Genomic DNA, 22,026 nt, shown 5'->3' on the forward strand with positions numbered 1-22,026 from the left:
CTGCGACGTTCTCACAACTCTTCGAAAAAAGTCAACTGTCTCGGAGCCAGTCCGCTGAAGGTAAGATTCAGTTTGCCAATTATCTGCTTGGCATTTCCGGCCGCGTCCCCTTGTGAGTTATTGTTGAAAAGCACGGTCACCTGACCGGTTCTGCCCTTTAATTGCTCAATGATATTTTTCCATTCGTCCAGTTCTTCGTCCGAATATCGGTACGCATACCGCACATCCCGCCAGTTGGGTTGCCCGGTGTTATTCCATCCTTCCAAATTCCGTCCGTGCATGCGGATGAGCGCATGTTGCGGATGGGTGACTTCGACAACCGGAGGAACCGATCCTTCCCCTGCCTGGGGTTCATCGCAAATGGTATGGATCAGTTTTTCCTCCCGCAAAAAACGAAGGGTGGACGATTTGAACCGGGGCAGAAACCAGCTTTGATGCCGAAACTCAATTGCCACCGGATAATCACGAAATGCTTCGCGAACCCGCCGGATATATTTCACATGCTTTTTGGTGCAGTCAAACCACGGCGGAAACTGAAACAGCAACATCGACAATTTTCCATGTTTGATCAACGGTTCCACCGAATCTTTCATTTCCTCCACCAGCTCCGTCCACGTCCGGACCGGAGCACGCTCCAGGCGGCCATGTCCGGTCAGCTCCCGGTAAGCCTTCACCACAAACCTGAAAGAAGCCGGTGTTTCTTGTGCCCAACGCTCCATTCGGTCCGGCGGGGCAATGGCATGAAAGGTGCTGTCCAATTCAACCACCGGAAAATGACCTGCATAAATGGCCAATTTCTCATGGGACCGGGTTCCGGGCGGATAGATGTCATGGTCGCCCCACCCGCATAAACCCACCTGAACCGGGTTTATGATTTCGCTCATCTTTCATCCGCCTTTCCCCAATTCAACAAGTAACTAAATATCTTTTATTTTACCATTTGTATAAAGCAAAAAAAATGAAAGGCACACGAACCTCCCCTCCCCGCCGGCAACAAAAAACGGGGAAAAGGGGCGCAAGCGGCTTCCCGCTTTGAAATCCGGCATAGACTTTCTATTTATAGAAATATAAAATAATGGCAGACTCCTTTAAATGCAAATTCCGATGAGGGGGCCGGATTCATGCCGTCCTATTATACCATTCATCAGCATGTCGTAGAGCAAATCAAAGAGTATTGCTATAAAAAATACCCTGACGAAGGGTATGGTTTTTTAGCGGGGCATCTCACCACCATCACACATTTTTTTCCCGTTCCCAGCCAAAACCGCACACCTTGTTCATTGGAACCGGAACCCAGCGCCTATTTTGACATCATTAAACAAATCCGTTCCAATCAATTGGAGTGGCTGGGTGTCATGCGTTCACACCCGCTGACTCAAGCCTACCCCTCAAACCGGGATCTGTCTGCATGGAGTTTTGCAAACAAAAGCTTGTGGATCATGTCCTTAAAGGATAAAGAAATGCAATTTTGCGCTTACTATATACATGATCGCAAAGCCATTCCGCTCATGTTTAAGATCATCGAATGAATGTAGAACAGGAGTTTACACCATGAATGAACATATTTCAGTATTGCACACCGACAAATACCAACTGACGATGATGTATGCCCACTTTAAAAATGGAACCCACCTCCATCAGCGGGCATTTGATTTATATTTTCGCAAACTTCCTTTCGGCAACGGATATACGGTTTTCGCGGGGCTTGAAAGAGCCGTCAGGTATTTGATGAATCTACATTTTACGGAAGAGGACATTGAATATATCAAATCCTTTGATGAACCGTTTGACCCGGCGTTTTACGATTACTTGAGAAACTTTCGTTTCACCGGAAATATTTATGCCCTCCCGGAAGGAACCCTTACTTTCCCGGGGGTTCCCATGCTGCGTGCCGAAGGATCCATCATCGAATTACAATTGATCGAAACCGCGCTTCTCAATTTTATCGGTTTCCAAAGCTTGGTCGCAACCAAAGCGGCAAGAATCCGGCATGTGGCGCCCGATGAACAGCTCATGGAATTCGGAACCCGTCGTGCACAGGAAAAAGACGCTTCCGTCTGGGGTGCCCGCGCCGCCTATCTGGCCGGTTTTGATGCAACTTCAAACACATTGGCCGGAAAAAAATTTGGCATTCCCACCAGCGGAACCCACGCCCATGCATGGATCCAGGATTTCCCGAGCGAACTGGAAGCGTTTCGCGCTTATGCCAAAGCATTTCCCGATCATTGTGTGCTTTTGGTGGACACGTACAATACCTTGCGAAGCGGTCTTCCGCATGCCATCCAAGTGGGAAAAGAACTCAAAAAACAAGGAAAAACCCTAAAGGGAATCCGGATCGACAGCGGGGATCTCGCTTATTTATCCAAACAAGCCCGCCGGATGCTGGATGAAGCCGGACTGACGGAAACAAAAATCGTCGCCTCGAGCGACTTGGATGAATTCACGATTTTAAACCTGAAATCGCAAGGAGCCAAAGTGGATTCATGGGGAATCGGCACAAAACTGATCACCGCTTATGACACCCCCTCCTTGGGAGCCGTGTATAAAATGGTTTCCCGCTATGAAAACGGGGTGTGGGAACCCACCATCAAAATTTCTTCCAATCCGGCCAAAGTGACAACACCGGGCCGCAAAAACGTATACCGGATTCTCGACCGGAAAAACAAGGCACACGGCGACTTGCTCACACTCACCGATGAACAAATCGATGAAAACAGACCACTCACACTGTTCCATCCGGTTCACACATTCCGCCGCAAAAAAATGAAGCGTTTTAAGGCGGTCCCGTTATTAAAACCGATTTTTCAAAACGGAAAACTGGTTTATGACCTCCCTTCACTCAACGAGATCCGTGCTTATCACCGGGAACAGCTTTCCCAGTTTTGGGAAGAATATTTACGGATCTTAAACCCTGAAGAATATCATGTGAACTTGTCGACCAAACTTTGGCAAACGAAAGAAGAAATGATTCAAAAAGTGTATCAAACGATTAAAACCGAGGAAAACGGCCATGCTGAATCATCCGGTGATTCCACCCCGTGAAAAACCGGCACCAGACGAAAAGGACCTGCTTCACAGCAGGTCCTTCTTTTTGGGATCAAGTCGTAAATTGTTCTGCTTCGGTCGACTCTTTCAAAGCGGTAGTCGATGAGGTTCCTCCCGAAATGACCATGGATACTTCGTCAAAGTAGCCGGTGCCCACTTCACGCTGGTGCTTGACGGCCGTATAGCCTTTTTCCTGGCTTGCAAACTCCGCCTGTTGCAATTCAGAGTAAGCGGCCATTCCTCTTTCGCTGTAGCCTTTGGCAAGTTCAAACATTCCGTGGTTGAGCGAATGGAATCCGGCCAGGGTGACGAATTGGAATTTATAACCCATTTTCCCGAGCTCTTCTTGGAAAGTGGCAATGGTTTTTTCATCCAATTTTTTCTTCCAGTTGAAGGACGGCGAACAGTTGTAGGCCAGCCATTTGCCGGGATATTTTTCATGAATGGCTTCTGCAAAGCGGCGTGCTTCCTCCAGGTTGGGCTCAGACGTTTCACACCAGATCAGGTCGGCATACGGAGCATAAGCCAATCCTCTTGCAATCGCGGTGTCCAGACCGTTTTTCAGGTAATAAAAACCTTCCGGAGAACGCTCGCCGGTGATGAACGGATGATCATAGGGATCAATGTCGCTGGTGATCAATTTGGCGGCATTGGCGTCAGTCCGGGCAATCAAGATGGTGGGAACTCCCATGACGTCCGCTGCCAGGCGGGCTGCAATCAGGTTGCGGATTGCTTGTTGTGTCGGAATTAACACTTTTCCGCCCAAATGCCCGCATTTTTTCTCGGAAGCCAGCTGATCTTCAAAGTGTACTCCGGCGGCTCCTGCTTCAATCATCGCTTTCATTAACTCAAAGACATTCAACGGGCCCCCGAACCCGGCCTCGGCATCCGCCACAATCGGGGCAAACCATTCTCTTTCCCTTTTTCCTTCCGAATGCTCAATTTGATCGGCCCTTTGCAAGGCCTGATTAATGCGTTTGACCACATGCGGAACACTGTTGGCCGGATACAAACTTTGGTCCGGATACATTTGTCCGGCCAGGTTGGCATCGGCGGCAACCTGCCAACCGCTCAAATAAATGGCTTTCAAGCCGGCTTTCACTTGTTGGACCGCCTGGTTTCCCGTCAGGGCACCCAGTGCGCGCACAAAAGATTCTTTCTCCATCAACTTCCACAAACGCTCGGCCCCTCTGCGGGCCAAAGTATATTCAATTTTCACCGATCCCCGCAATTTCAGAACTTGTTCAGGCGTATACGGACGTTTGATCCCCTTCCAACGCGGATTTTCTTCCCAGTCTCTTTTTAATTCCAACGCTTCTTGTTGTTGAGTCATTTCGCTCATCCTTTCTTCTTGATGAAATCAATCTAAATAGCGGGAGGCATTCAGGGTCAAAAATTCGCTGAATTCATCTTCAAACACCAATTCTGAAAATATTTCTTTTGCCTGGTTCAACACACTGTCATCCTGCGCATCTTTGCGCAACTTGTTGAATTCCTGATCAATCCATTGGCGGACCAATTCCGCAGTGATTTTCCGGCCGTCGGACAAAATCCCTTTTTCATGCCGGATCCAATGCCAAACCTGCGCCCTGGAAATTTCCGCCGTGGCGGCATCCTCCATCAAATGGTCAATCGCAGCGGCTCCGGATCCTTTGAGCCAAGCCTCCAGATACTGCATGGCCACCCGGATGTTTTTCCGGAGTCCATATTCCGTGATCATGCCTTCCGGCACGGCCAACAGATCTTTCGCCTCGATCTTGACATCTTCTCTCTTCTTGTGAATTTGGTTTTGGGTTGTCATGTATTGGTCAAAAACTTCCTTTGCCACCGGAACCAAACCGGGATGTGCCACCCAGGTCCCGTCATGGCCGTCTTTGGCTTCTCTCTCTTTATCCAAACGGACTTTTTTCATGGCTTCCGCATTGGCTCTTTCGTCCTGTTTGATCGGAATCTGTGCGGCCATCCCTCCGATGCAGGGGGCATTTCGACGATGGCAGGTCTGAATGGCCAACAAGGTGTATGCCCGCATAAAGGGCACGGTCATGGTCACCCGTTCCCGGTCCGGCAGAATCACATCCTCATGGTTTCTCAAACGTTTCAGATAGCTGAAAATATAATCCCAACGACCGCAGTTCAATCCGGCCGAATGCTCACGCAATTCATAAAGAATTTCGTCCATTTCAAATGCGGCCATGATGGTTTCAATCAAAACCGTGGCTTTGATCGTCCCTTTCGGAAGGGAAAACTCATGCTCGGCAAACAGAAAGACATCATTCCACAACCGTGCTTCCAAGTGACTCTCCAATTTTGGAAGATAAAAGTAAGGACCGGATCCTTTTTCGATCAATTTCTTGGCATTGTGGAAAAAGTAGAGGCCGAAATCGACCAGTCCTCCCGGAACCGGATTTCCATCCACCAAAATCCGCGTCTCATCCAGATGCCATCCGCGCGGCCGTACGATCAACACAGCCGGGTTTTCTTTCAACCGGTATTCTTTTCCGTCCGGATTGCGATATTCAATTGTCCCGTTCACCGCATCCCTTAAATGGATTTGACCGCCAATGGTGTTTTTCCAGGTCGGGGAATTGGCATCTTCGAAATCGGCCATAAAGACGTTGGCTCCGGAATTCAACGCATTAATCACCAGTTTCCGGTCTCCGGCCGGCCCGGTAATCTCCACCCGCCGATCCTTCAAATCCTCCGGCAACGGGGCAATCGTCCAATCCCCTTCCCGAATGTGTTTGGTCTCCGGCAAAAAATCCGGCAACTCTCCCTGATCCAGCCGTTTCTGCCTTTCTTTCCTGTTCAATAACAGTTTGTCTCGCATCGGGCTGAAAGCACGTGCCAGCTTGGCAATAAATTGCAACGCATCGTCGGACAAGATTTCCCGATATAAGGGCGGCACCTCTTTAGAAACCCTGATTCCCTCTGACACCAGCTCAGTCATTCGATGATTCCTCCCCATTTTCGGCCACCTGTTATTATATAACAGATCTTGCTTTCAACATTTATATTATCACAGTTACTGTTATATAACAACAGAAAAATTCATTTTTTTCGAATTTATATTTTTAACAAATAAAAATAACCGCTCCACGGAGCGGTCCAACGGCTTAAATGTCAATATCCAATTCGGCGCATTCTTCATCGAGTGTCAACTCAAATTCTTTAATTCCCGCCTCGAATTCCGGGTCGGGTGATTCAAGCTTGATTTCTGTCGGATCCCATTCTTTTCCCATTCCCTTTCCCCCTTTTTTGGATGAATGGTGAATCAGAAATGGAAACAATCCAACGGATCGATGGCAAATGATTGGTATTTATTAATATATTTTATACAATATTTAAATTATTCCTTTTTATGATAAAGCGATTCTTTCATCTTTTTCAAATCAGCCCATCATGAGATGGACTGATTTGAATATCACCCTTCAGCCCTTTTTTGACGCCACCGCAGCAAAAAGAGCCGATACAGATGACTCAACACCACTTTCGTGACGGCATAAACCGGGACCGCCAACAACAACCCCAAAAAACCGACCAGACTTCCGGCAACCAAGAGCAAAACGATAATGGTCAACGGATGAATGTTCAAGCTTTTTCCCATCACAAGCGGAGAAACCAGATTTCCTTCAATCTGTTGGGCAACGATGGTGACCACCAGCACTTTGACCACCATGCCCGGGGAATCAATCAATGCAACAATGACTGCGGGGATGGTTCCGAGAAACGGGCCGAGAAACGGAATGACGTTAGTAAACATAGTGATGATGGCCAAAATCAATGAATACTCCAAGCCGATGATCAAATATCCGATGTAAACCAAAACCCCGACACAAAAACTCACCAAAATTTGTCCTTTGATGTATGAGCTGAGCGCAAAATCCATATCCGACAAAATCCGCAATCCCTTATCCCTTTCTTTTTCAGGGAGCCATTGCAAAACATAATGGGGAAAACGCTCCCCTTCTTTTAACATGAAATAAAGAATGAAAGGAACCGTGATAAAAACCATCACGATATTGGTCAGCACTTGGAAGAAGTTGGCGACATTGGCGCCGATCGCTTTATAACTGGAATTCAAGTAATTGGTCACATAGGTCATGATTTTCTTCCAATCCAGGTTGTCATTCACCCACGGATGATGGCTCCACCGGATTAACTCTTCTTTGGCCGCATCGGTGATCGCCGGCAAATTTTGGATTAAATGGGTCAACTGTTCTTGCAGAACCGGCGCCACCAACGAACCGAGCAAAAACAACAAGCCGATGATGGCAAGGTAAATCAACAAAATGGAGATGGTGCGGGGAATCTTTTTCTTCTCCAGCCAGCGGACCAACGGCCGGAACAAATAAAATAAAATCCCCGCCAGCAAAAATGGGAAAAACAAGGTTTGCACCAACACCACCAAAGGTTGAAAAATAAAGTTCACTTGATTCGCCAACAAAATAATCAATAATATAATGATGATCCCATATCCGATCCGAAATGCCTTTGTATCCGGCATAAGCTCTCAACTCTCCCATCTGTCCCGTTTTTTCAATTGTCCAAAGGTGGCATTAATCATCCCGCCCAATATCAAAATCATGGCAGACAAATATATCCATCCCACCAATACAATAATAGCACCCAAATTCCCGTAAATATGTGAATAATTGTTGATTGAAGCATAATAAGAAAAAGCCAGCGAGCTGAGTTGCCAGCCGATCGTCGAAAAAACGGCCCCGGGCAAAGCTTCCATCGTGCCGATTTTCCGGTTGGGCGCAAATTTGTACACAAAGAAAAACACCAGAAACAGAACGCAACTGCTTAAAATCCACCGCAGCCAAATCCATACTTCATAAAAAAAGTCACTCAACCCGAGCAGACCGAACACAAACTCTCCGATGATCTTTCCAAACACCGGCAATATCAAAGAAACCGTGATGGCGATCAAAAGCCCCATCATTAAAACAATTCCCAAAAGCCACTGGATGAGAAACGGCCGGGTTTGTTCGACCTGATAAGCATTATTCAAGATGCGGATGACCGATTGAAAAGCGATGGAAGCCAAATATAACGTGACAATCAGGCTGACCGAAAAAATGCCTCCCCGCTGTTGATCCAATATGACCCGCAAATTGTTCTCCACAAGCACATACGTATCTTCCGGCGCAAAAGGCTGGATCAAACGCAGGATGTTGTCGCTGGAAACAGGAAGATAAGCCAGCACGGTTACCGTAAACAATAAAAACGGAAACAAAGACATCAAGAAGTAATAAGCCAACTGGGCGGCAAGATCATAAAGCCTTTCTTTCAAGATCCGTTGTTTCAATTCCCTGATGAATACCCAAAACACAATGTTTACCTCCAAAGTTGAACCATTTTATTCCAACCGAAACGGATGGATGATCGGAATCTTTTTTTTTAATTTTTTTTTCGTCTTTTCTGCTTTTTTAAACCTCCTTCTTTTTCTTCTTACTTTTATTTCCTTGTCCCGGCTGCTTTAGTAATGACAAATTTGAAAATCCCGCAAAAAACTTCCTTTTATATTTAAGAAGTTTAAAAAACACTCATTCCCATTTTTTTTAAAAAGGTGTAATATAATAATAATTAACGGATTGTGAGGTGATCGGTTTGAAACAATTGGCCCTTCACGAAATCGGTGAAGTGATTCGCAAGGTTCGAAAAGACCGCGGTTTGAGATTGGAAGACCTTGCCGATGAAAACATTTCACCGGCGACGGTTTCCAACATCGAGCGTGGGGTCGCCCATGTGAGTCCTGAGAAAATTTCATATCTTCTGGAAAAATTGAATCTCCCCATGCATAAATTACCAGAAATGCTCATGAAAGAGCAAGAAAAATTAAAAAAAGTTAAGTTTGAACTTCTCTCCATTGCCACATTGCGAAGAATCGGCCTGATCGATGAAGCATTGAAACGCCTGGATGCGCTTAATCTGGATGAAAACAACCCGTTCATCGCCCAAGCTTACTATTACAAAGGCGAGTGCTACATGAGCAAGCAAAAGTGGAAACAGGCTGAGCGCACCTTGTATAATGCCCTTCGCATTTCTCAGCAAAACCCTTATAAAGAAAGCAATATGGAAGCAGCCAGTTATCTTTTGCTCGGCTTGATCCGTTACAAACAAAACAATATCGAACAGGCCCTGGAAATGACAAACAACGGCATTGAAGCCTTTAAAGACTCAGGAGATAATCAGCACATCAAATATTTATTATACCGCAACAAAGGTGTTTACCTCCAGCGCATGGGACGAATCACCGAAGGGATACGCCTGGTTCAGGATATATGGGATATGATCCCCCAAATCAACGATATCAGCACCCTGCTCAGCTTCTATTGGTTGCGCGCCGAATTTTCCCGCTTGTCCGGCTTGTTGGATGAAGCCATTGATTATGCGACAGAAGGCATCGAGATTTCGAGAAACAACAAGCAGTATGACAGCATGTGTGATTTATGGACGGTTCTCGGCAGTGTTTACACTGCAAAAAAAGAATGGGAAATGGCAGAAACTTCGTTCAAAATGGCTTTGAAACTGGAAGGAAAATTCCCGCCTGACCAGCGGCTGACCACGGTTTACACCCGCCTGGGCATCCTCTACATCAAACAAGGCCGCAACGACGAAGCCAGCCAGATGTTAAAAACGGCAATCCGGTTGGCTGAGAAGTTTAACGACGCTCCCCGCTTAAGCACCAGTCTTATTATTCTCGGTGATTTGTGCCTGATGTGCAACCAAAGGGATGAGGCAATATTAACTTATAAGAAAGCGCTTGAAATATCTCAAAAACATAAGTATCAGGATAAAGAATTCAAAATTTGGTTTAGTTTGGCACGCTGTTATGATGGACATGATGAAAAGGAATTTCAGAATTGCATGCGAAATATGTATAATGTAAAAAAAGGTTTTAATAGATGGGAGGTAGAGGATTATGAAAATAACATCTAAATTTATTGTCTCCGGGGTTGTGGCTGCTGCTGTGGGATTGACCGGATTTGCCTGCCCCACGGTTCATGCAGCTCAAAGTGAACCGGGCGGATTAATCGCTCCCTTCCAAAGCGAACCGGGTGGATTATCCATCGAGGCGAATCCCTCCCAAAGCGAACCGGGCGGATTGGCAACTCTTTTTCAAAGCGAGCCAGGCGGACTTTAAAAAGGAAGATTCTTTCATTGGATCCTCTTCAGAGGATCTTTTTTTAGTGCTGATAAGTCTTTCGGTTTTCGATGAATGAGGAGATATGATATACTTTTGTTCATGTGATACGGTACACAAAAAAGTGTCCCCCTTACCCTTCGACAAAGAAAGGATGTATTAAATGAAGGAAATGGATGCACATCAAATCATTGAGTTTATTCAAAAAAGCGAAAAAAAGACTCCCGTGAAAGTACACATTAAAGGGGATTTGGAACATATTGATTTAAAAGGTGCCCAAACCTTCATCAACAACGGGGTGGGCGTTGTTTTTGGCGACTGGAAAGAACTCCAACCCATTCTTGAAGAAAACAAAGACAAAATTAAAGACTATGTCATCGAAAACGACCGACGAAACTCGGCCATTCCTCTCTTGGATTTGAAAGACATTCCGGCACGGATTGAACCGGGCGCCATCATCCGCGAAAATGTCGAAATCGGAAAAAACGCAGTCATTATGATGGGGGCCATGATTAATATCGGAGCTGTCATCGGTGAAGGAACCATGATCGATATGAACGTGGTGGTCGGCGGCCGCGGAACCATCGGGAAAAACTGCCACATCGGTGCAGGCACCGTGATTGCCGGCGTGATTGAGCCTCCTTCCGCAAAGCCCGTCGTGATTGAAGACGATGTCGTAATTGGTGCCAATGCCGTGATTCTGGAAGGGGTCCGGGTCGGAAAAGGAGCGGTTGTTGCCGCCGGTGCGGTCGTGACCAAAGACGTTCCCCCAAACAGTGTGGTGGCGGGAACCCCGGCACGCGTCATCAAATCCATTGACAGCCAAACCCGTTCCAAAACCGAAGTGATTCAGGCATTGCGCGAACTTTAAAACATCCAAGCCCCATTCAGGGGCTCATTTTATATTTGCAGGAGGAACGAGTATGTCAGACTGGCAACATCTGGATCAAACTTATCTTTTTCCAACCGTCCGGCGGCTGCCGGTCACCATTGCCGCGGCCGAAAACAATTGGTTAATCGACACTGAAGGAAAGCGCTATTTGGATCTGTTCACGGGCCTTGCCGTCAATATTTTGGGACACTCCCATCCCCATTTGATGAAAGCGTTGAATGAACAGGGACACCGCTTTTTGCACATCTCCAATCTTTTTCTCAACCCGCCGGCCATCCGTCTCGCTCAACGGCTGGTTCAAAACACCGTCGGCACCGGCCGGGTCTATTTTGGCAATTCCGGAGCCGAAGCCACTGAAGCAGCCATCAAGCTGATCCATAAATGGTCAGTCAAACATGCTCCGGACAAAAAAGGGATCGTCGTGTTGAAAAACAGTTTCCATGGCCGTACGTTGGGCGCCTTGAAACTAACCCGCCAACCCGGGGTGTATCAGGATTATCCGCTGATTGACTATCCGGTTTATGAAGTGGAAGCCAACCAACCGGAAGAATTGATCCGGGTTTGCGAAGAAAACCGGCCCGCCGCCATCCTGGTGGAACCGATTTTGGGATCCGGGGGCATCATCCCGCTAACGGAAGAATATCTGCAAACCATTCAGCAAATCTGCCAATCCAAAGAAATACTTTTCTTGGTTGATGAGATCCAAACGGGCCTCGGGCGCACGGGCACCCTTTTTGCTTATCAGGCTTATTCACTGAAACCGGACTTGATTTTGTTCGGAAAGGGGATCGGGGGCGGCTTGCCGCTGAGCGGAATCATTGCCGGCGAGAAACTGCAAAATGAATTCAAACCCGGGGATCACGGAACGACCTTTGCCCCCTCCCCGTTGAGCGCCGCCCTCGGCAACGCGGTGTTGGATGTCTTATTGGAACAAGGCATGTTGGAACGAGGAAAGAAAACAGCCGATTTGTTGTGGTCCCGTTTACATGAACTCAAAGAAACTTTTCCACCCCTGATTCAAAGCATCCGGGGGCGCGGCATGATGATCGGAATCCGGACTTGTCTTTCTCCGGAGGCACTTCAATCTTTGCAAAAAAACCTGATGGAAGACGGCATTTTGGTCAATATTACCGCTGGAACCGTGATACGGCTGCTTCCTCCCCTGACACTGACGGAAGAAGAAATCGACACACTCATGGCAGCATTGAACAAACACCTGCAAGCAAGAAAACTGGAAGAGGAGGGTTAAGATTGGATGTCAAGCAAGCTTCGCCTTTTATCGAATTGCGGCATCAGTTGCATCAAATTCCGGAACCCGGCTTTCAGGAATTCAAAACCCAGAAACATCTGTTGAATTATCTGGAAACCTTGCCAAAACACCGGCGGATCATTCGCACTTGGAAGACGGGTATCTTGGTGAAAGTTCCCGGAAAAAACCCGAAAAAATGCATCGGTTACCGGACCGATATGGACGGGCTCCCGATGGAAGAACAAACTTCCTATCCCTTCCGCTCGCTTCACGAAGGTTATATGCATGCATGCGGACACGACATGCACATGGCAATCGCTTTGGGCATTTTAACGCATTTTGTCCATCATGAAACGGACGATGACCTGCTTTTCATTTTCCAACCGGCGGAAGAAGGGCCCGGAGGCGCATGGCCGATGCTGCAAAGCCCTGAATTTAATGAATGGAGACCAGATGTCATCTTTGCGCTTCATGTCGCTCCGGAATATCCCGTCGGAACCATTGCCTTGCGTCCGGGTTTGCTCTTTGCCAATACATCAGAACTTTTCATCGATCTTCACGGGACCGGCGGCCATGCAGCCCGTCCCCATCTGGCCAATGATATGGTCATCGCCTGTGCCCAACTGGTCCAGCAACTTCAAACCGTTGTTTCCCGCAATCTGGATCCTTTGGATGCCGCCATCATCACGATCGGAAAAATTGAAGCCGGCACGAAACAAAATATCATTGCCGGCCATGCCCGTCTGGAAGGAACCATCCGCACCAAATCCATCGAGTCCATGAACTTGGTCAAGAACCGGATCCGGGAATTGGTCCGGGGCATCGAAACCGGCTTTCAATGCCGGGCGGACATCGATTGGGGATGCAACTACTGCCAAGTCTACAATGATGAAAAATGGACAAAGTCTTTCATGGAGTTCGTCAACAGACATACTCCTTACGAGCTGGTGCAATGCGATGAATCGATGGCCGGAGAAGATTTTGGTTACTTTTTAAATGAAATTCCCGGATTTATGTTTTGGCTGGGTGTGGAGACCCCGTACGGATTGCACCATCCCAAAATGGAACCCCGGGATGAAGCGATTCCCGTCGCTGTTTCGGTCATGACCAAATACTTGGAACACTTGGGCAACCGCCCGCAAACATGGTGACATCCTCTTACGAGGATGTTTTTTTAGCCCAAAATCCAAAAGAAAGGTTTACCTTTTGTTCATCTCAGGGTACTATATAATAGAACAATGTTATGTTATGGAGGTTGCATCATTGAATAAGCTGATTAAAATCCTGATTCATGCAAGCACCTGGTTTGCACCGGTTCTTCTCCCGCTGATTGCCTGGTTAATTGTGAAAGACCGGGACGTCAAACGATTGTCTTTGCAAGCCCTTGTTTTTCATGCCATTTTCTTGCCGCTGTTTTTCATCTCCAAAGTTCTCTCCTTTCTTTTGATCGGAATTCCTTTTGCCATTCTTTTCGGCATCATGTTGATTTATTTTCCGGTCAAGGGAATTGCTTACGCCTGGTGGGAAAAACAGTATGAATACCCCGTTGCCAAATGGTTTATCCATTAAATACACCCTGCAATTTTGTGCAGAAGCGAAGTTAATGACAAAGCAATGGATTTGTTTCTCTGGTCCGTTCGTTTTTTTGAAAGTACATCAAGCTGCACGATGGTGTATTTTTTTGGCAACAGGTTGCAAATAAACAGAGGCTGCCCGTTCATCTCCATTCAGGCAGCCTCTGTTCATCTCTTCTAATTCATTCATCGGACTTTGCCGTGTTTGTAAAATAACGCCAAATCAGGGCGTTTCACCTGCACCTCGGGATCTTTTCCGGAATCAGAAAATCCGTTCAAGCCCATGTTGAATGCATACGAGAAACGCGCCGTCTGCACCGATTCCGAAATCTGCGGATTTATTCATCGGGATGGCATTCAGCAGGGATATGGTTGATTCCGACCGTGCGCTCCACTTTCATGACAAAAGCGATCCCTTTTCCGGGTTTATCCAATTGGCCGCTTTTCATGATCGCATCCAAAACCCGTTCGGTTTTTTTTCGGTCAATCAAAGTCAGAATCACTTCTTTTTCCGGTTCGATGACAATATTGAAAAGCTTGGCTTTTTCATGGATTCCCGTGCCGCGCCCCTGCAGAATGGTGCCCCCTTCGGCGCCTGCCTTTTTGGAAGCTTCCACGACCTCTTGTGCAAACCCTTTGTTCACGATAGTCACAATCAAATCATATTCAATGTCCGGTTGAGCCATTTTTTTCATCCTCCTTCCGGGAATCGGATTCAAACAAATGAGAGATCCCGGCAATTTTTTTCGTATTCATGACAAAACCGATCCCGTTTCCCGGCCGGTCGAGCCGTCCCGCTTCTTTGATCGCTTTCAAAATCGGCTCCAGTTTCTCTTCGGGAACCAAGGTTAAAATCACTTCCTTCTCCGGTTCAATGTGAATGCCCAGAAACGACACCCACTCATGGATTCCGCTGCCTCTGGCGAACATCACCGTTCCGCCTTCCGCCCCGGCTTGTTTGGAGGCTCTCACCACCTTTTTGGCCAGCCCTTTTTTCACCACCGTAACAATTAGTTTGTGATCAGGTACTTTGCTCATTTTCTTTCTCCTTCCTTCTGTATAAAATTCCCAGGATCAATACAGAAAGGATCGGAGCCAGTGCCACCAGCGAAACCATGCCGAACCCTTCCATCAAAGGGTTGCGCCCCTCGATGACGGTGGCCACGCCAACGACCATGGACAAAATGAAAGTAACGGTCATGGGACCGGTGGCAACCCCTCCAGAATCAAACGCAATCGCTGTGAAGCTGTCTTTTGAGAAGCGGGCCAACAGGAACACTAACAAGTATCCCGGAATAATAAAGTACCACAAAGGAATTCCGGCAATCACCCGTAACATGGACAAAGCCACCGACACAGCGACCCCGATGGATACAGTATATAACATAACTTTTTCCGGAATGGAACCGGTCGACACTTTATCCACCTGTTGGTTCAAAATTCTTACGGCCGGCTCTGCAAAAGTGGCGGCAAACCCGAGAAGAAGACCAATGGGAACAAGAATCCAGTTATACGAGAGATCCCCGAGAATCAAGCCCATCTGTTCACCGACGGGCATAAAGCCGATATGCACCCCCTGTAAAAAGAAGACCAGTCCAAAGAAAGTAATGATAAATCCAACGGCGATATTCCCCACTTTGCGCCAAGGAAGTTTCAAATAAAAGAACTGAAAGAGCAAGAAAATCACAAACAAAGGAGACAATGCAAGGGCCACTTCAACCATGGTATCTGTCAGTCCGTGCAATGGATTGATCATGCATACACCACCCCTAACAGCAGTACAGAAAGAACCGGGCCGACCGAAGCCAATGCAACCAATCCGAAACCATCCGTGGAAGCACTTTTACCGCCGAGGACGGAAGCCACGCCCACGCCCAAAGCCATAATAAACGGAACGGTCATCGGACCGGTGGTGACACCGCCGGAGTCCAGTGCGACCGGAACAAATTCCGTGGGAGCGAAAAAAGAAAGCACAAATATGATGGCATATCCTCCCATTAACAGATACAGGATCGGGATATTGAAGATCATTCGGAGCATGGCAATTCCCACCGTTATCCCCACACCCAGTGCCACGGTGGAAATCAAAATGCCTTTGGGAATGGTTCCGCCGGTCACCATATCCACCTGGGAAGCCAGGACGATCACATCCGGCTCAGCCACTGTTGCGGCAAATCCCAAAACCACACTGATCAGAAAAACCACACTCAATTTCCCAAACTTTGACATGGAAGAGCCGATCATTTCACCGATGGGAAGCAACCCGATATCCACCCCGACAAAAAACAAGAACAATCCCAGTCCAACCATGACCACGCCGGTTAAAAACTGTAAAAACATTTCAACAGGCAAACCAATGACCGTGAATTGCAACAAAAAAATCACCACTGTCATGGGAAGAATTGATAAAAGGACTTCTTTTCCGGTATCTTTGAGTCGATCCAATTCGAATTCCCCTCTCTGTTCAATTTTGTGTTGCCAAGTGCAGCCATACAATGTTTTTTTTGTATGCTGCATTTGGCTTTTTCACAAGTCCACGTCAATTTCAGTCCGGATCTTTTCATCCTTTGAAATACCAAGGTATTTAAGGGTTTCGGAAGGGGTGGAGTGATGGAAATGCTTTTGGAGAAGAGAGATGGCGACTCCTCGTTTATAAGCATGATATCCAAACGTTTTCCGTAAAGAATTCGTGCCGATTTTTCCTTGAAAACCGGCCGCTTTTCCCGCTTGTTGGATGATGCGGTAAGCTTGTTGGCGTGTAATGGGTTTTTGGGTTTTGGAGGATTGAAATAAATAGTTCTCATGTTTCAATTGGTTCGATTGGACATAATGCCGGATCGCTTTTCTTAGCTTGGGATTCAAAAACACTTCTTGATCCCCGCCGGGTAATTGATAAAATTCCTTGTACGTGCCGTCAGGATTTATCACGTCGCAAACTTTTACATTTAATAGCTCCGTAATTTTCAAACCGGTGTTAATCCCAAAGACGAAAAGCAAACAATCCCGCTCGGAATGGGCTTTTAAATATCGCTTCATTGCTGAAATGATCTGTTTATCCCGAATCGCTTCGACAAACTCCAGCTCTGTATCACCTCGATTCGTGTTACATAACCACATTATATCATATGATTAAGTAACATTCAAACAAACCATTTTCCCAAAGGCCGTCCGGATTCCAAACATCATCCAAAATCTCGTCTCAACGGAAATGCCGTTTTCACTCCATCAATCCCATGAATAAAGAAACAGGTTTCAAATGTCCCGTGACCGGGAATTTTTTATAATGAAACAATGTTGTGTTATGGAGGTTTTGTTTTTGGATAAGAGAGGCATCAAAATTTTGGTTCACGCAAGCACCTGGTTTGCCCCCGTGCTTGTCCCGCTGATTGTCTATCTCATCTTTAAAGATCGGGATCTGAAACGTCTGTCGCTGCAAGCCATTGTTTTTCACGCCGTATTCTGGCTGCTGATTTCCGTCTCTTTTGTGTTATCATTTGTTTTGATCGGAATTCCATTTCTCGTTATTTTTTCCATCATGGGACTCTATTATCCGATTAAGGGAATGGTATACGCTTGGAAGGAGAAGTACTTTGAGTATCCGGTGGCCAGATGGTTCATTCACTGAACAACAAATCCCCCTTTTTCCAAAGGGGGATTTTTTTATAAAAACAATTTCCATAAAAAAACCTGCCACCTCAAGCTGTGGCAGGTTTGATCCGGGATCAACCAATGGATCCTTCCATCTCGTAACGGATTAACCGGTTCATTTCCACCGCATATTCCATAGGCAATTCTTTGGTAAAAGGTTCAATGAAGCCCATGATGATCATTTGCGTGGCTTCGTCTTCGGTCAGTCCGCGGCTCATCAGGTAGAACAATTGCTCTTCGCTCACTTTGGATACGGTTGCCTCGTGTTCCAACACCACATCATCATTTTTGATTTCGTTGTAAGGAATCGTATCCGAAGTCGATTCATTATCCAAAATCAACGTATCACATTTCACATTAGCTTTGGATCCGGTTGCATTTTTTCCAAAGCTGGACAATCCGCGGTAGGTGACTTTTCCGCCTTGTTTGCTGATGGATTTGGAAACAATCGTGGAGGTGCAGTTTGGAGCCAGTGCCACGACTTTTGCCCCGGCATCCTGATGTTGCCCTTTCCCTGCTACGGCAATGGACAACACATCCGCTTTGGCTCCTTCCCCTTTCATGATGACAGCCGGATATTTCATCGTCAGTTTACTTCCGATGTTTCCGTCAACCCATTCCATGTGTGCCCCTTTATGAGCAACAGCCCGTTTGGTAACCAGGTTGTAAACATTGGGAGACCAGTTTTGAATGGTTGTGTAACGGCAGCGGGCGTTGTCTTTCACAATGATTTCCACCACCGCACTGTGCAATGAATCCGTGCTGTAAATTGGAGCCGTGCATCCTTCGACATAATGGACAAAGGCATCTTCATCGACAATGATGAGTGTCCGTTCAAATTGTCCCATGTTTTGCGAATTGATCCGGAAGTATGCCTGAAGCGGAACTTCACAACGCACTCCTTTGGGAACATAAATAAAGCTTCCGCCGCTCCACACGGCACTGTTCAATGCGGCAAATTTATTGTCCGAAGGCGGAACCACCGTTCCGAAATACTCTTTTAACAGCTCCGGATACTCGCGGACGGCTGTGTCGGTGTCGCAAAAGATCACGCCTTGCTCTTCGAGCTCTTTTTGCATGTTGTGATAAACCACTTCCGATTCGTACTGTGCAGAAACCCCGGCCAGGAATTTCTGTTCAGCTTCCGGAATTCCCAGTTTATCAAACGTTTGTTTAATTTCATCCGGTACTTCGTCCCAAGATCTTCCTTGGCGTTCAGACGGTTTTACATAATAAGTGATATCATCGAAATCGAGATCGTCCAGTTTTCCGGGCAAAAGAGAAAACCATTGGCTGTTTTCGGCATTGGGCAACGGCATTTTGTAAAACTGCTCCAATGCTTTCAAGCGAAACTCGAGCATCCAGTCCGGTTCGCCTTTCATGCGGGAAATCTCTTCCACCACTTCCCGGCTCAACCCTTTTTTCGAACGGAAAACCGAGACATCCTTATCGTGAAAACCGTACTTGTAATCCGACAGATCCGGCAATTGGTTGTTTGTCGTCACGGTTTTCTCCTCCTTATGATTTAGATTCGCGATATTCATTCATCCCTTTTTCAAGTGCTTTCCATGCCAATGTCGCACATTTGATGCGTGCCGGAAATTTTGCAACGCCGGTCAGCGCTTCAATATCTTCCAGCGGGAATTTATCCAGATCGACTTCTTCTCCTTGCATCATCCGGGAAAACAGATCAACCAGTTCGAGCGATTCTTCCACGGTCAATCCTTTGACCGCTTCCGTCATCATGGAAGCGGAGGCCAGGCTGATGGAACAACCTTCCCCCAAAAACTTCGCGTCTTGGACCCGGCCATCTTCAATCCGCATCTGCAAAGAGATTTTGTCACCACAAGTCGGGTTGTTCAAATCGATGGTTATCGCTCCGTTTTCGATTCTGCCTCGATTCTTCGGTTTTTGATAGTGTTCCAAAATCACGCGACGATAGAGATCATCCAAAGACATGGCCAAAATACTCCTTCGTTTTGATTAAGCCTTCCGCCAACCGGTCGATGTCCGATTCATCATTGTACAAATAAAAGCTGGCTCTTGCCGTTGCCGGTACTTTCAACCAGCGCATCAGCGGCTGGCAACAGTGATGCCCCGCCCTGACGGCAATCCCTTCCGCATCCAAGACGGTTGCGACATCATGAGGATGCACTTCGCCCAAATTAAAAGTAACCAACCCGATCCGCCCTTCTTTGGGGCCGTAAATGGTGATTCCGTCAATCTGTTGCAACTTATCATAAGCATAAGCAGCCAGTTTGCGATCGTGCTCTTCAATCCGGTCCATGCCGATGGATTCCAGATAATCAATGGCTGCACCAAGACCGACCGCTCCGGCAATAATGGGAGTTCCCCCTTCAAATTTCCAGGGCAGCTCTTTCCACGTCGACTCATAATCTCCCACTTGATCAATCATTTCTCCGCCATATTCAATGGGTTCCATTTCATTCAGCAAATGCTCCCGGCCGTACAAAACGCCGATTCCGGTCGGGCCGCACATCTTGTGTCCGGAGAAAGCGAAGAAATCCACGTCCAAATCCTTGACATCCACTTTGATGTGGGGAATACTTTGCGCGCCATCCACCACGATATATCCGCCTTTTTGATGGATGTACTCCGCAATTTCTTTGATGGGATGGATCGTTCCCAGCACATTGGACACATGCTGGATGGCAATGATTTTCGTTTTGTCGGTCACGGCTTGGCGTACCAAATCCATCGTCAGGGAACCATCTTCTTTGAGCGGAAAATATTTCAACCGCGCTCCGGTCCATTTGGCCACTTGCTGCCACGGAATCAAATTGCTGTGGTGCTCAGACGGAGTGATCAAAATCTCGTCCTCCGGCTTCAGCATGGAAGTGGCAAAACTTCTTGCGACCAGATTCAGCGATGTGGTGGTTCCCCTTGTGAAAACAATCTCTTTGGTTGAATCCGCATTGATGAAACGGCGTACCTTTTCACGAGCTCCTTCATAGGCATCCGTCGCTCTGGAGCCCAATGTATGGACACCGCGATGCACATTGGAGTTGTCCTTTTTATAATAGGCTTCCACCGCTTCGATCACTTGAAACGGTTTTTGCGATGTTGCTGCACTGTCCAAATAAACCAACGGGTGGCCGTTTACTTCCTGATCCAATATGGGAAAGTCTTTGCGGAATTCATTCATGATTTGATTTTCCTTTCAATCAGCCGATGAATCTGTTCACGCAATAATTCTGACGGAATATCCGAAATGATTGCATCCAGGAAACCGTGGATAATCAGTTTCTCTGCTTCCTTTTTGGGAATTCCACGCGACATGAGGTAATACATTTGCAGGGGATCCACTTTCCCCACGCTTGCCGCGTGTCCGGCGACGACGTCGTTTTCATCGATCAACAAAATGGGATTGGCGTCCCCGCGCGCTTCCGGATGAAGCATCAATACTTTTCCGGATTGTTGCCCATCCGATTTGCTGGCACCTTTTTCGATTTTGGTGATACTGTTCAAAATGCTCGATGCCTTATCCGTCATGACGGAACGGGCATTGATATAGCTGGTGGTGTACCGGTTCCAATGATAAATCGATGACGTCACATTGGCTCGCATCTCACCCGTTCCGAGCACAACCGCCTTCACATCGGCCCGGCTGCCTTCTCCTTTGAGATGGGAAGTATTGTCGGAGACAACCTTTCCGTCACTCAAATCGGCGATAATCCATTCCAAATGACCGTCCCGGTCGACAAGGGAGCGTCGGTAAACCACATTCACCGCAGAAGCGCCCAGATTGCTGATGGTGGTCACACGGACTTTTGCCTGTGCCCCGACAAACGCCTCGATGACGCTGTTGTTCATGGCCCCCGGTTCATCCGGATCCGACACAAAGTTGGCCACAAAATCAACACGGCTTCCTTCTTCGGCAACGATCAGAATGTGAGGCAAAAGTGCAGCTCCTTCACCTGACAACCAGAATAATCCGTTCAACGGAATTTGTACATCCACATTCTTTGGTACAAACAAGAACACCCCGCCGCTGTAAAGCGCAGCATGAATGGCGGTCAGGCGATGTTCGTCTTTCTTCACTCCGTCCGTCATGAAGTATTTTTTGATCAACGGCTCATATTCTTTGGCGGCCGTGCCCAGGTCAGTGAAGACCACGCCTTTTTCACTCAATTCTGCAGACAGTTGCTTGAAAATGACACTGGCGTTTTTTTGCACCACCACACTGGGCTGTTCGCCAAACACAAATTCTTTGACGCCTTCCGGGAGTTCATCCAAAGATTGGACGGGAGCCTCTTCCCGGAACGGTTCGAACCCGGTGAAATTCCAACGGCTGATGTTGGTTTGTTGTACTTTGGGCAGTGGAAGTTGGGCAGCTTTTTTGAGTGCATCCAAACGACTTTGAAGCATCCAGGCCGGTTCCTGATTCTTTTGGGATACTTCCGTTACAACATTTTCATCAAAAAGCAATCGGGTATCTGTACTCATC

The 22,026-nt window shown here is 47.1% G+C and carries 24 protein-coding genes; 9 read left to right on the forward strand and 15 right to left on the reverse strand.

What is annotated here, in order from left to right; translation table 11 throughout:
- Positions 1-11 precede the first annotated feature (11 nt).
- A complete protein-coding gene (locus I8U23_RS11350; RefSeq protein ID WP_198051056.1) occupies positions 12-884 on the reverse strand; it encodes a DUF72 domain-containing protein in 873 nt (290 codons plus the stop codon).
- A 237-nt stretch (positions 885-1,121) separates the two neighbouring features.
- On the opposite strand from I8U23_RS11350, the gene I8U23_RS11355 reads away from it, so the two are divergent.
- Together I8U23_RS11355 and I8U23_RS11360 are read left to right on the forward strand one after the other, a co-directional pair.
- Positions 1,122-1,529: a M67 family metallopeptidase gene (locus I8U23_RS11355; protein ID WP_037994753.1), complete on the forward strand. Its 408-nt coding sequence runs from the start codon at positions 1,122-1,124 to the stop codon at positions 1,527-1,529.
- 22 nt (positions 1,530-1,551) lie between these two features.
- Entirely contained in the window at positions 1,552-3,042 is a 1,491-nt protein-coding gene (locus I8U23_RS11360; RefSeq protein ID WP_037994755.1) for a nicotinate phosphoribosyltransferase, read from the forward strand.
- A 55-nt stretch (positions 3,043-3,097) separates the two neighbouring features.
- Here I8U23_RS11360 and aceA read toward each other — a convergent pair whose 3' ends face one another.
- From aceA to I8U23_RS11380, 5 genes are all read right to left on the reverse strand, one after another.
- Complete coding sequence (gene aceA / locus I8U23_RS11365) at positions 3,098-4,378, reverse strand: isocitrate lyase (RefSeq protein WP_037994758.1); 1,281 nt, start codon at positions 4,376-4,378, stop codon at positions 3,098-3,100.
- Between the two features lie 27 nt (positions 4,379-4,405).
- Positions 4,406-5,992 carry a malate synthase A gene (gene aceB, locus I8U23_RS11370; RefSeq protein ID WP_049719633.1) on the reverse strand — a complete coding sequence of 529 codons (1,587 nt, stop codon included), beginning with the start codon at positions 5,990-5,992 and terminating at the stop codon, positions 4,406-4,408.
- A 166-nt stretch (positions 5,993-6,158) separates the two neighbouring features.
- Positions 6,159-6,284: a hypothetical protein gene (locus tag I8U23_RS13640; RefSeq protein ID WP_255347178.1), complete on the reverse strand. Its 126-nt coding sequence runs from the start codon at positions 6,282-6,284 to the stop codon at positions 6,159-6,161.
- Positions 6,285-6,466: 182 nt separating this feature from the next.
- On the reverse strand, positions 6,467-7,549 hold the full coding sequence (locus tag I8U23_RS11375; protein ID WP_037994761.1) for an AI-2E family transporter: 1,083 nt from the start codon (positions 7,547-7,549) through the stop codon (positions 6,467-6,469).
- 6 nt (positions 7,550-7,555) lie between these two features.
- Entirely contained in the window at positions 7,556-8,380 is an 825-nt protein-coding gene (locus I8U23_RS11380) for a YihY/virulence factor BrkB family protein (protein WP_049719632.1), read from the reverse strand.
- Between the two features lie 278 nt (positions 8,381-8,658).
- Here I8U23_RS11380 and I8U23_RS11385 point away from each other — a divergent pair, with 278 nt between their 5' ends.
- From I8U23_RS11385 to I8U23_RS11410, 6 genes are all read left to right on the forward strand, one after another.
- Positions 8,659-9,990, forward strand: a complete 1,332-nt coding sequence (locus I8U23_RS11385) for a helix-turn-helix domain-containing protein (protein WP_198051057.1) — start codon at positions 8,659-8,661, stop codon at positions 9,988-9,990.
- Entirely contained in the window at positions 9,974-10,195 is a 222-nt protein-coding gene (locus I8U23_RS11390) for a hypothetical protein (protein WP_037994764.1), read from the forward strand. The genes I8U23_RS11385 and I8U23_RS11390 overlap by 17 nt, the downstream gene beginning before the upstream one ends.
- 163 nt (positions 10,196-10,358) lie before the next feature.
- Entirely contained in the window at positions 10,359-11,066 is a 708-nt protein-coding gene (gene dapD, locus I8U23_RS11395; RefSeq protein WP_198051058.1) for a 2,3,4,5-tetrahydropyridine-2,6-dicarboxylate N-acetyltransferase, read from the forward strand.
- Between the two features lie 52 nt (positions 11,067-11,118).
- The gene (locus I8U23_RS11400; protein WP_198051059.1) at positions 11,119-12,336 is read left to right on the forward strand and encodes an aspartate aminotransferase family protein; all 1,218 of its coding nucleotides are present in this window, start codon (positions 11,119-11,121) and stop codon (positions 12,334-12,336) included.
- Positions 12,337-12,338: 2 nt separating this feature from the next.
- Positions 12,339-13,487, forward strand: a complete 1,149-nt coding sequence (locus tag I8U23_RS11405) for an N-acetyldiaminopimelate deacetylase (RefSeq protein WP_037994769.1) — start codon at positions 12,339-12,341, stop codon at positions 13,485-13,487.
- A gap of 112 nt (positions 13,488-13,599) precedes the next feature.
- Positions 13,600-13,905, forward strand: coding sequence for a magnetosome magnetite crystal formation protein family (locus I8U23_RS11410; RefSeq protein ID WP_231564587.1), 306 nt, complete (start codon positions 13,600-13,602; stop codon positions 13,903-13,905).
- Between the two features lie 343 nt (positions 13,906-14,248).
- Here I8U23_RS11410 and I8U23_RS13460 read toward each other — a convergent pair whose 3' ends face one another.
- From I8U23_RS13460 to I8U23_RS11430, 5 genes are all read right to left on the reverse strand, one after another.
- Positions 14,249-14,596, reverse strand: coding sequence for a P-II family nitrogen regulator (locus I8U23_RS13460; RefSeq protein WP_037994774.1), 348 nt, complete (start codon positions 14,594-14,596; stop codon positions 14,249-14,251).
- Positions 14,577-14,948, reverse strand: a complete 372-nt coding sequence (locus I8U23_RS13465) for a P-II family nitrogen regulator (RefSeq protein ID WP_037994775.1) — start codon at positions 14,946-14,948, stop codon at positions 14,577-14,579. The genes I8U23_RS13460 and I8U23_RS13465 overlap by 20 nt, the downstream gene beginning before the upstream one ends.
- The gene (locus I8U23_RS11420; protein WP_037994777.1) at positions 14,932-15,666 is read right to left on the reverse strand and encodes a DUF1538 domain-containing protein; all 735 of its coding nucleotides are present in this window, start codon (positions 15,664-15,666) and stop codon (positions 14,932-14,934) included. Before I8U23_RS11420 ends, I8U23_RS13465 begins: the two co-directional genes overlap by 17 nt.
- A complete protein-coding gene (locus I8U23_RS11425) occupies positions 15,663-16,355 on the reverse strand; it encodes a DUF1538 domain-containing protein (RefSeq protein WP_198051060.1) in 693 nt (230 codons plus the stop codon). Before I8U23_RS11425 ends, I8U23_RS11420 begins: the two co-directional genes overlap by 4 nt.
- Positions 16,356-16,436: 81 nt before the next feature.
- Positions 16,437-16,991, reverse strand: a complete 555-nt coding sequence (locus I8U23_RS11430) for a tyrosine-type recombinase/integrase (RefSeq protein ID WP_198051072.1) — start codon at positions 16,989-16,991, stop codon at positions 16,437-16,439.
- A gap of 235 nt (positions 16,992-17,226) precedes the next feature.
- Here I8U23_RS11430 and I8U23_RS11435 point away from each other — a divergent pair, with 235 nt between their 5' ends.
- Positions 17,227-17,535: a DUF4870 domain-containing protein gene (locus I8U23_RS11435; protein WP_198051061.1), complete on the forward strand. Its 309-nt coding sequence runs from the start codon at positions 17,227-17,229 to the stop codon at positions 17,533-17,535.
- Between the two features lie 97 nt (positions 17,536-17,632).
- On the opposite strand, the gene sufB is transcribed toward I8U23_RS11435, so the two are convergent.
- The 4 genes from sufB to sufD are packed head-to-tail and all read right to left on the reverse strand — an operon-like array spanning position 17,633 to position 22,025.
- A complete protein-coding gene (gene sufB / locus I8U23_RS11440) occupies positions 17,633-19,063 on the reverse strand; it encodes a Fe-S cluster assembly protein SufB (RefSeq protein ID WP_037994780.1) in 1,431 nt (476 codons plus the stop codon).
- Positions 19,064-19,076: 13 nt separating this feature from the next.
- The gene (gene sufU / locus I8U23_RS11445) at positions 19,077-19,517 is read right to left on the reverse strand and encodes a Fe-S cluster assembly sulfur transfer protein SufU (protein WP_037994781.1); all 441 of its coding nucleotides are present in this window, start codon (positions 19,515-19,517) and stop codon (positions 19,077-19,079) included.
- Positions 19,504-20,724 (reverse strand): cysteine desulfurase, encoded by a 1,221-nt coding sequence (locus I8U23_RS11450; protein ID WP_037994783.1) that lies wholly within the window; start codon positions 20,722-20,724, stop codon positions 19,504-19,506. Before I8U23_RS11450 ends, sufU begins: the two co-directional genes overlap by 14 nt.
- A complete protein-coding gene (sufD, locus tag I8U23_RS11455) occupies positions 20,721-22,025 on the reverse strand; it encodes a Fe-S cluster assembly protein SufD (protein WP_049719628.1) in 1,305 nt (434 codons plus the stop codon). Before sufD ends, I8U23_RS11450 begins: the two co-directional genes overlap by 4 nt.
- Between the last annotated feature and the right edge of the window lies 1 nt (position 22,026).

The organism is Thermoactinomyces sp. CICC 10735 (assembly GCF_016055175.1).
In the GTDB taxonomy this organism is placed as follows: Bacteria; Bacillota; Bacilli; order Thermoactinomycetales; family Thermoactinomycetaceae; genus Thermoactinomyces; species Thermoactinomyces vulgaris.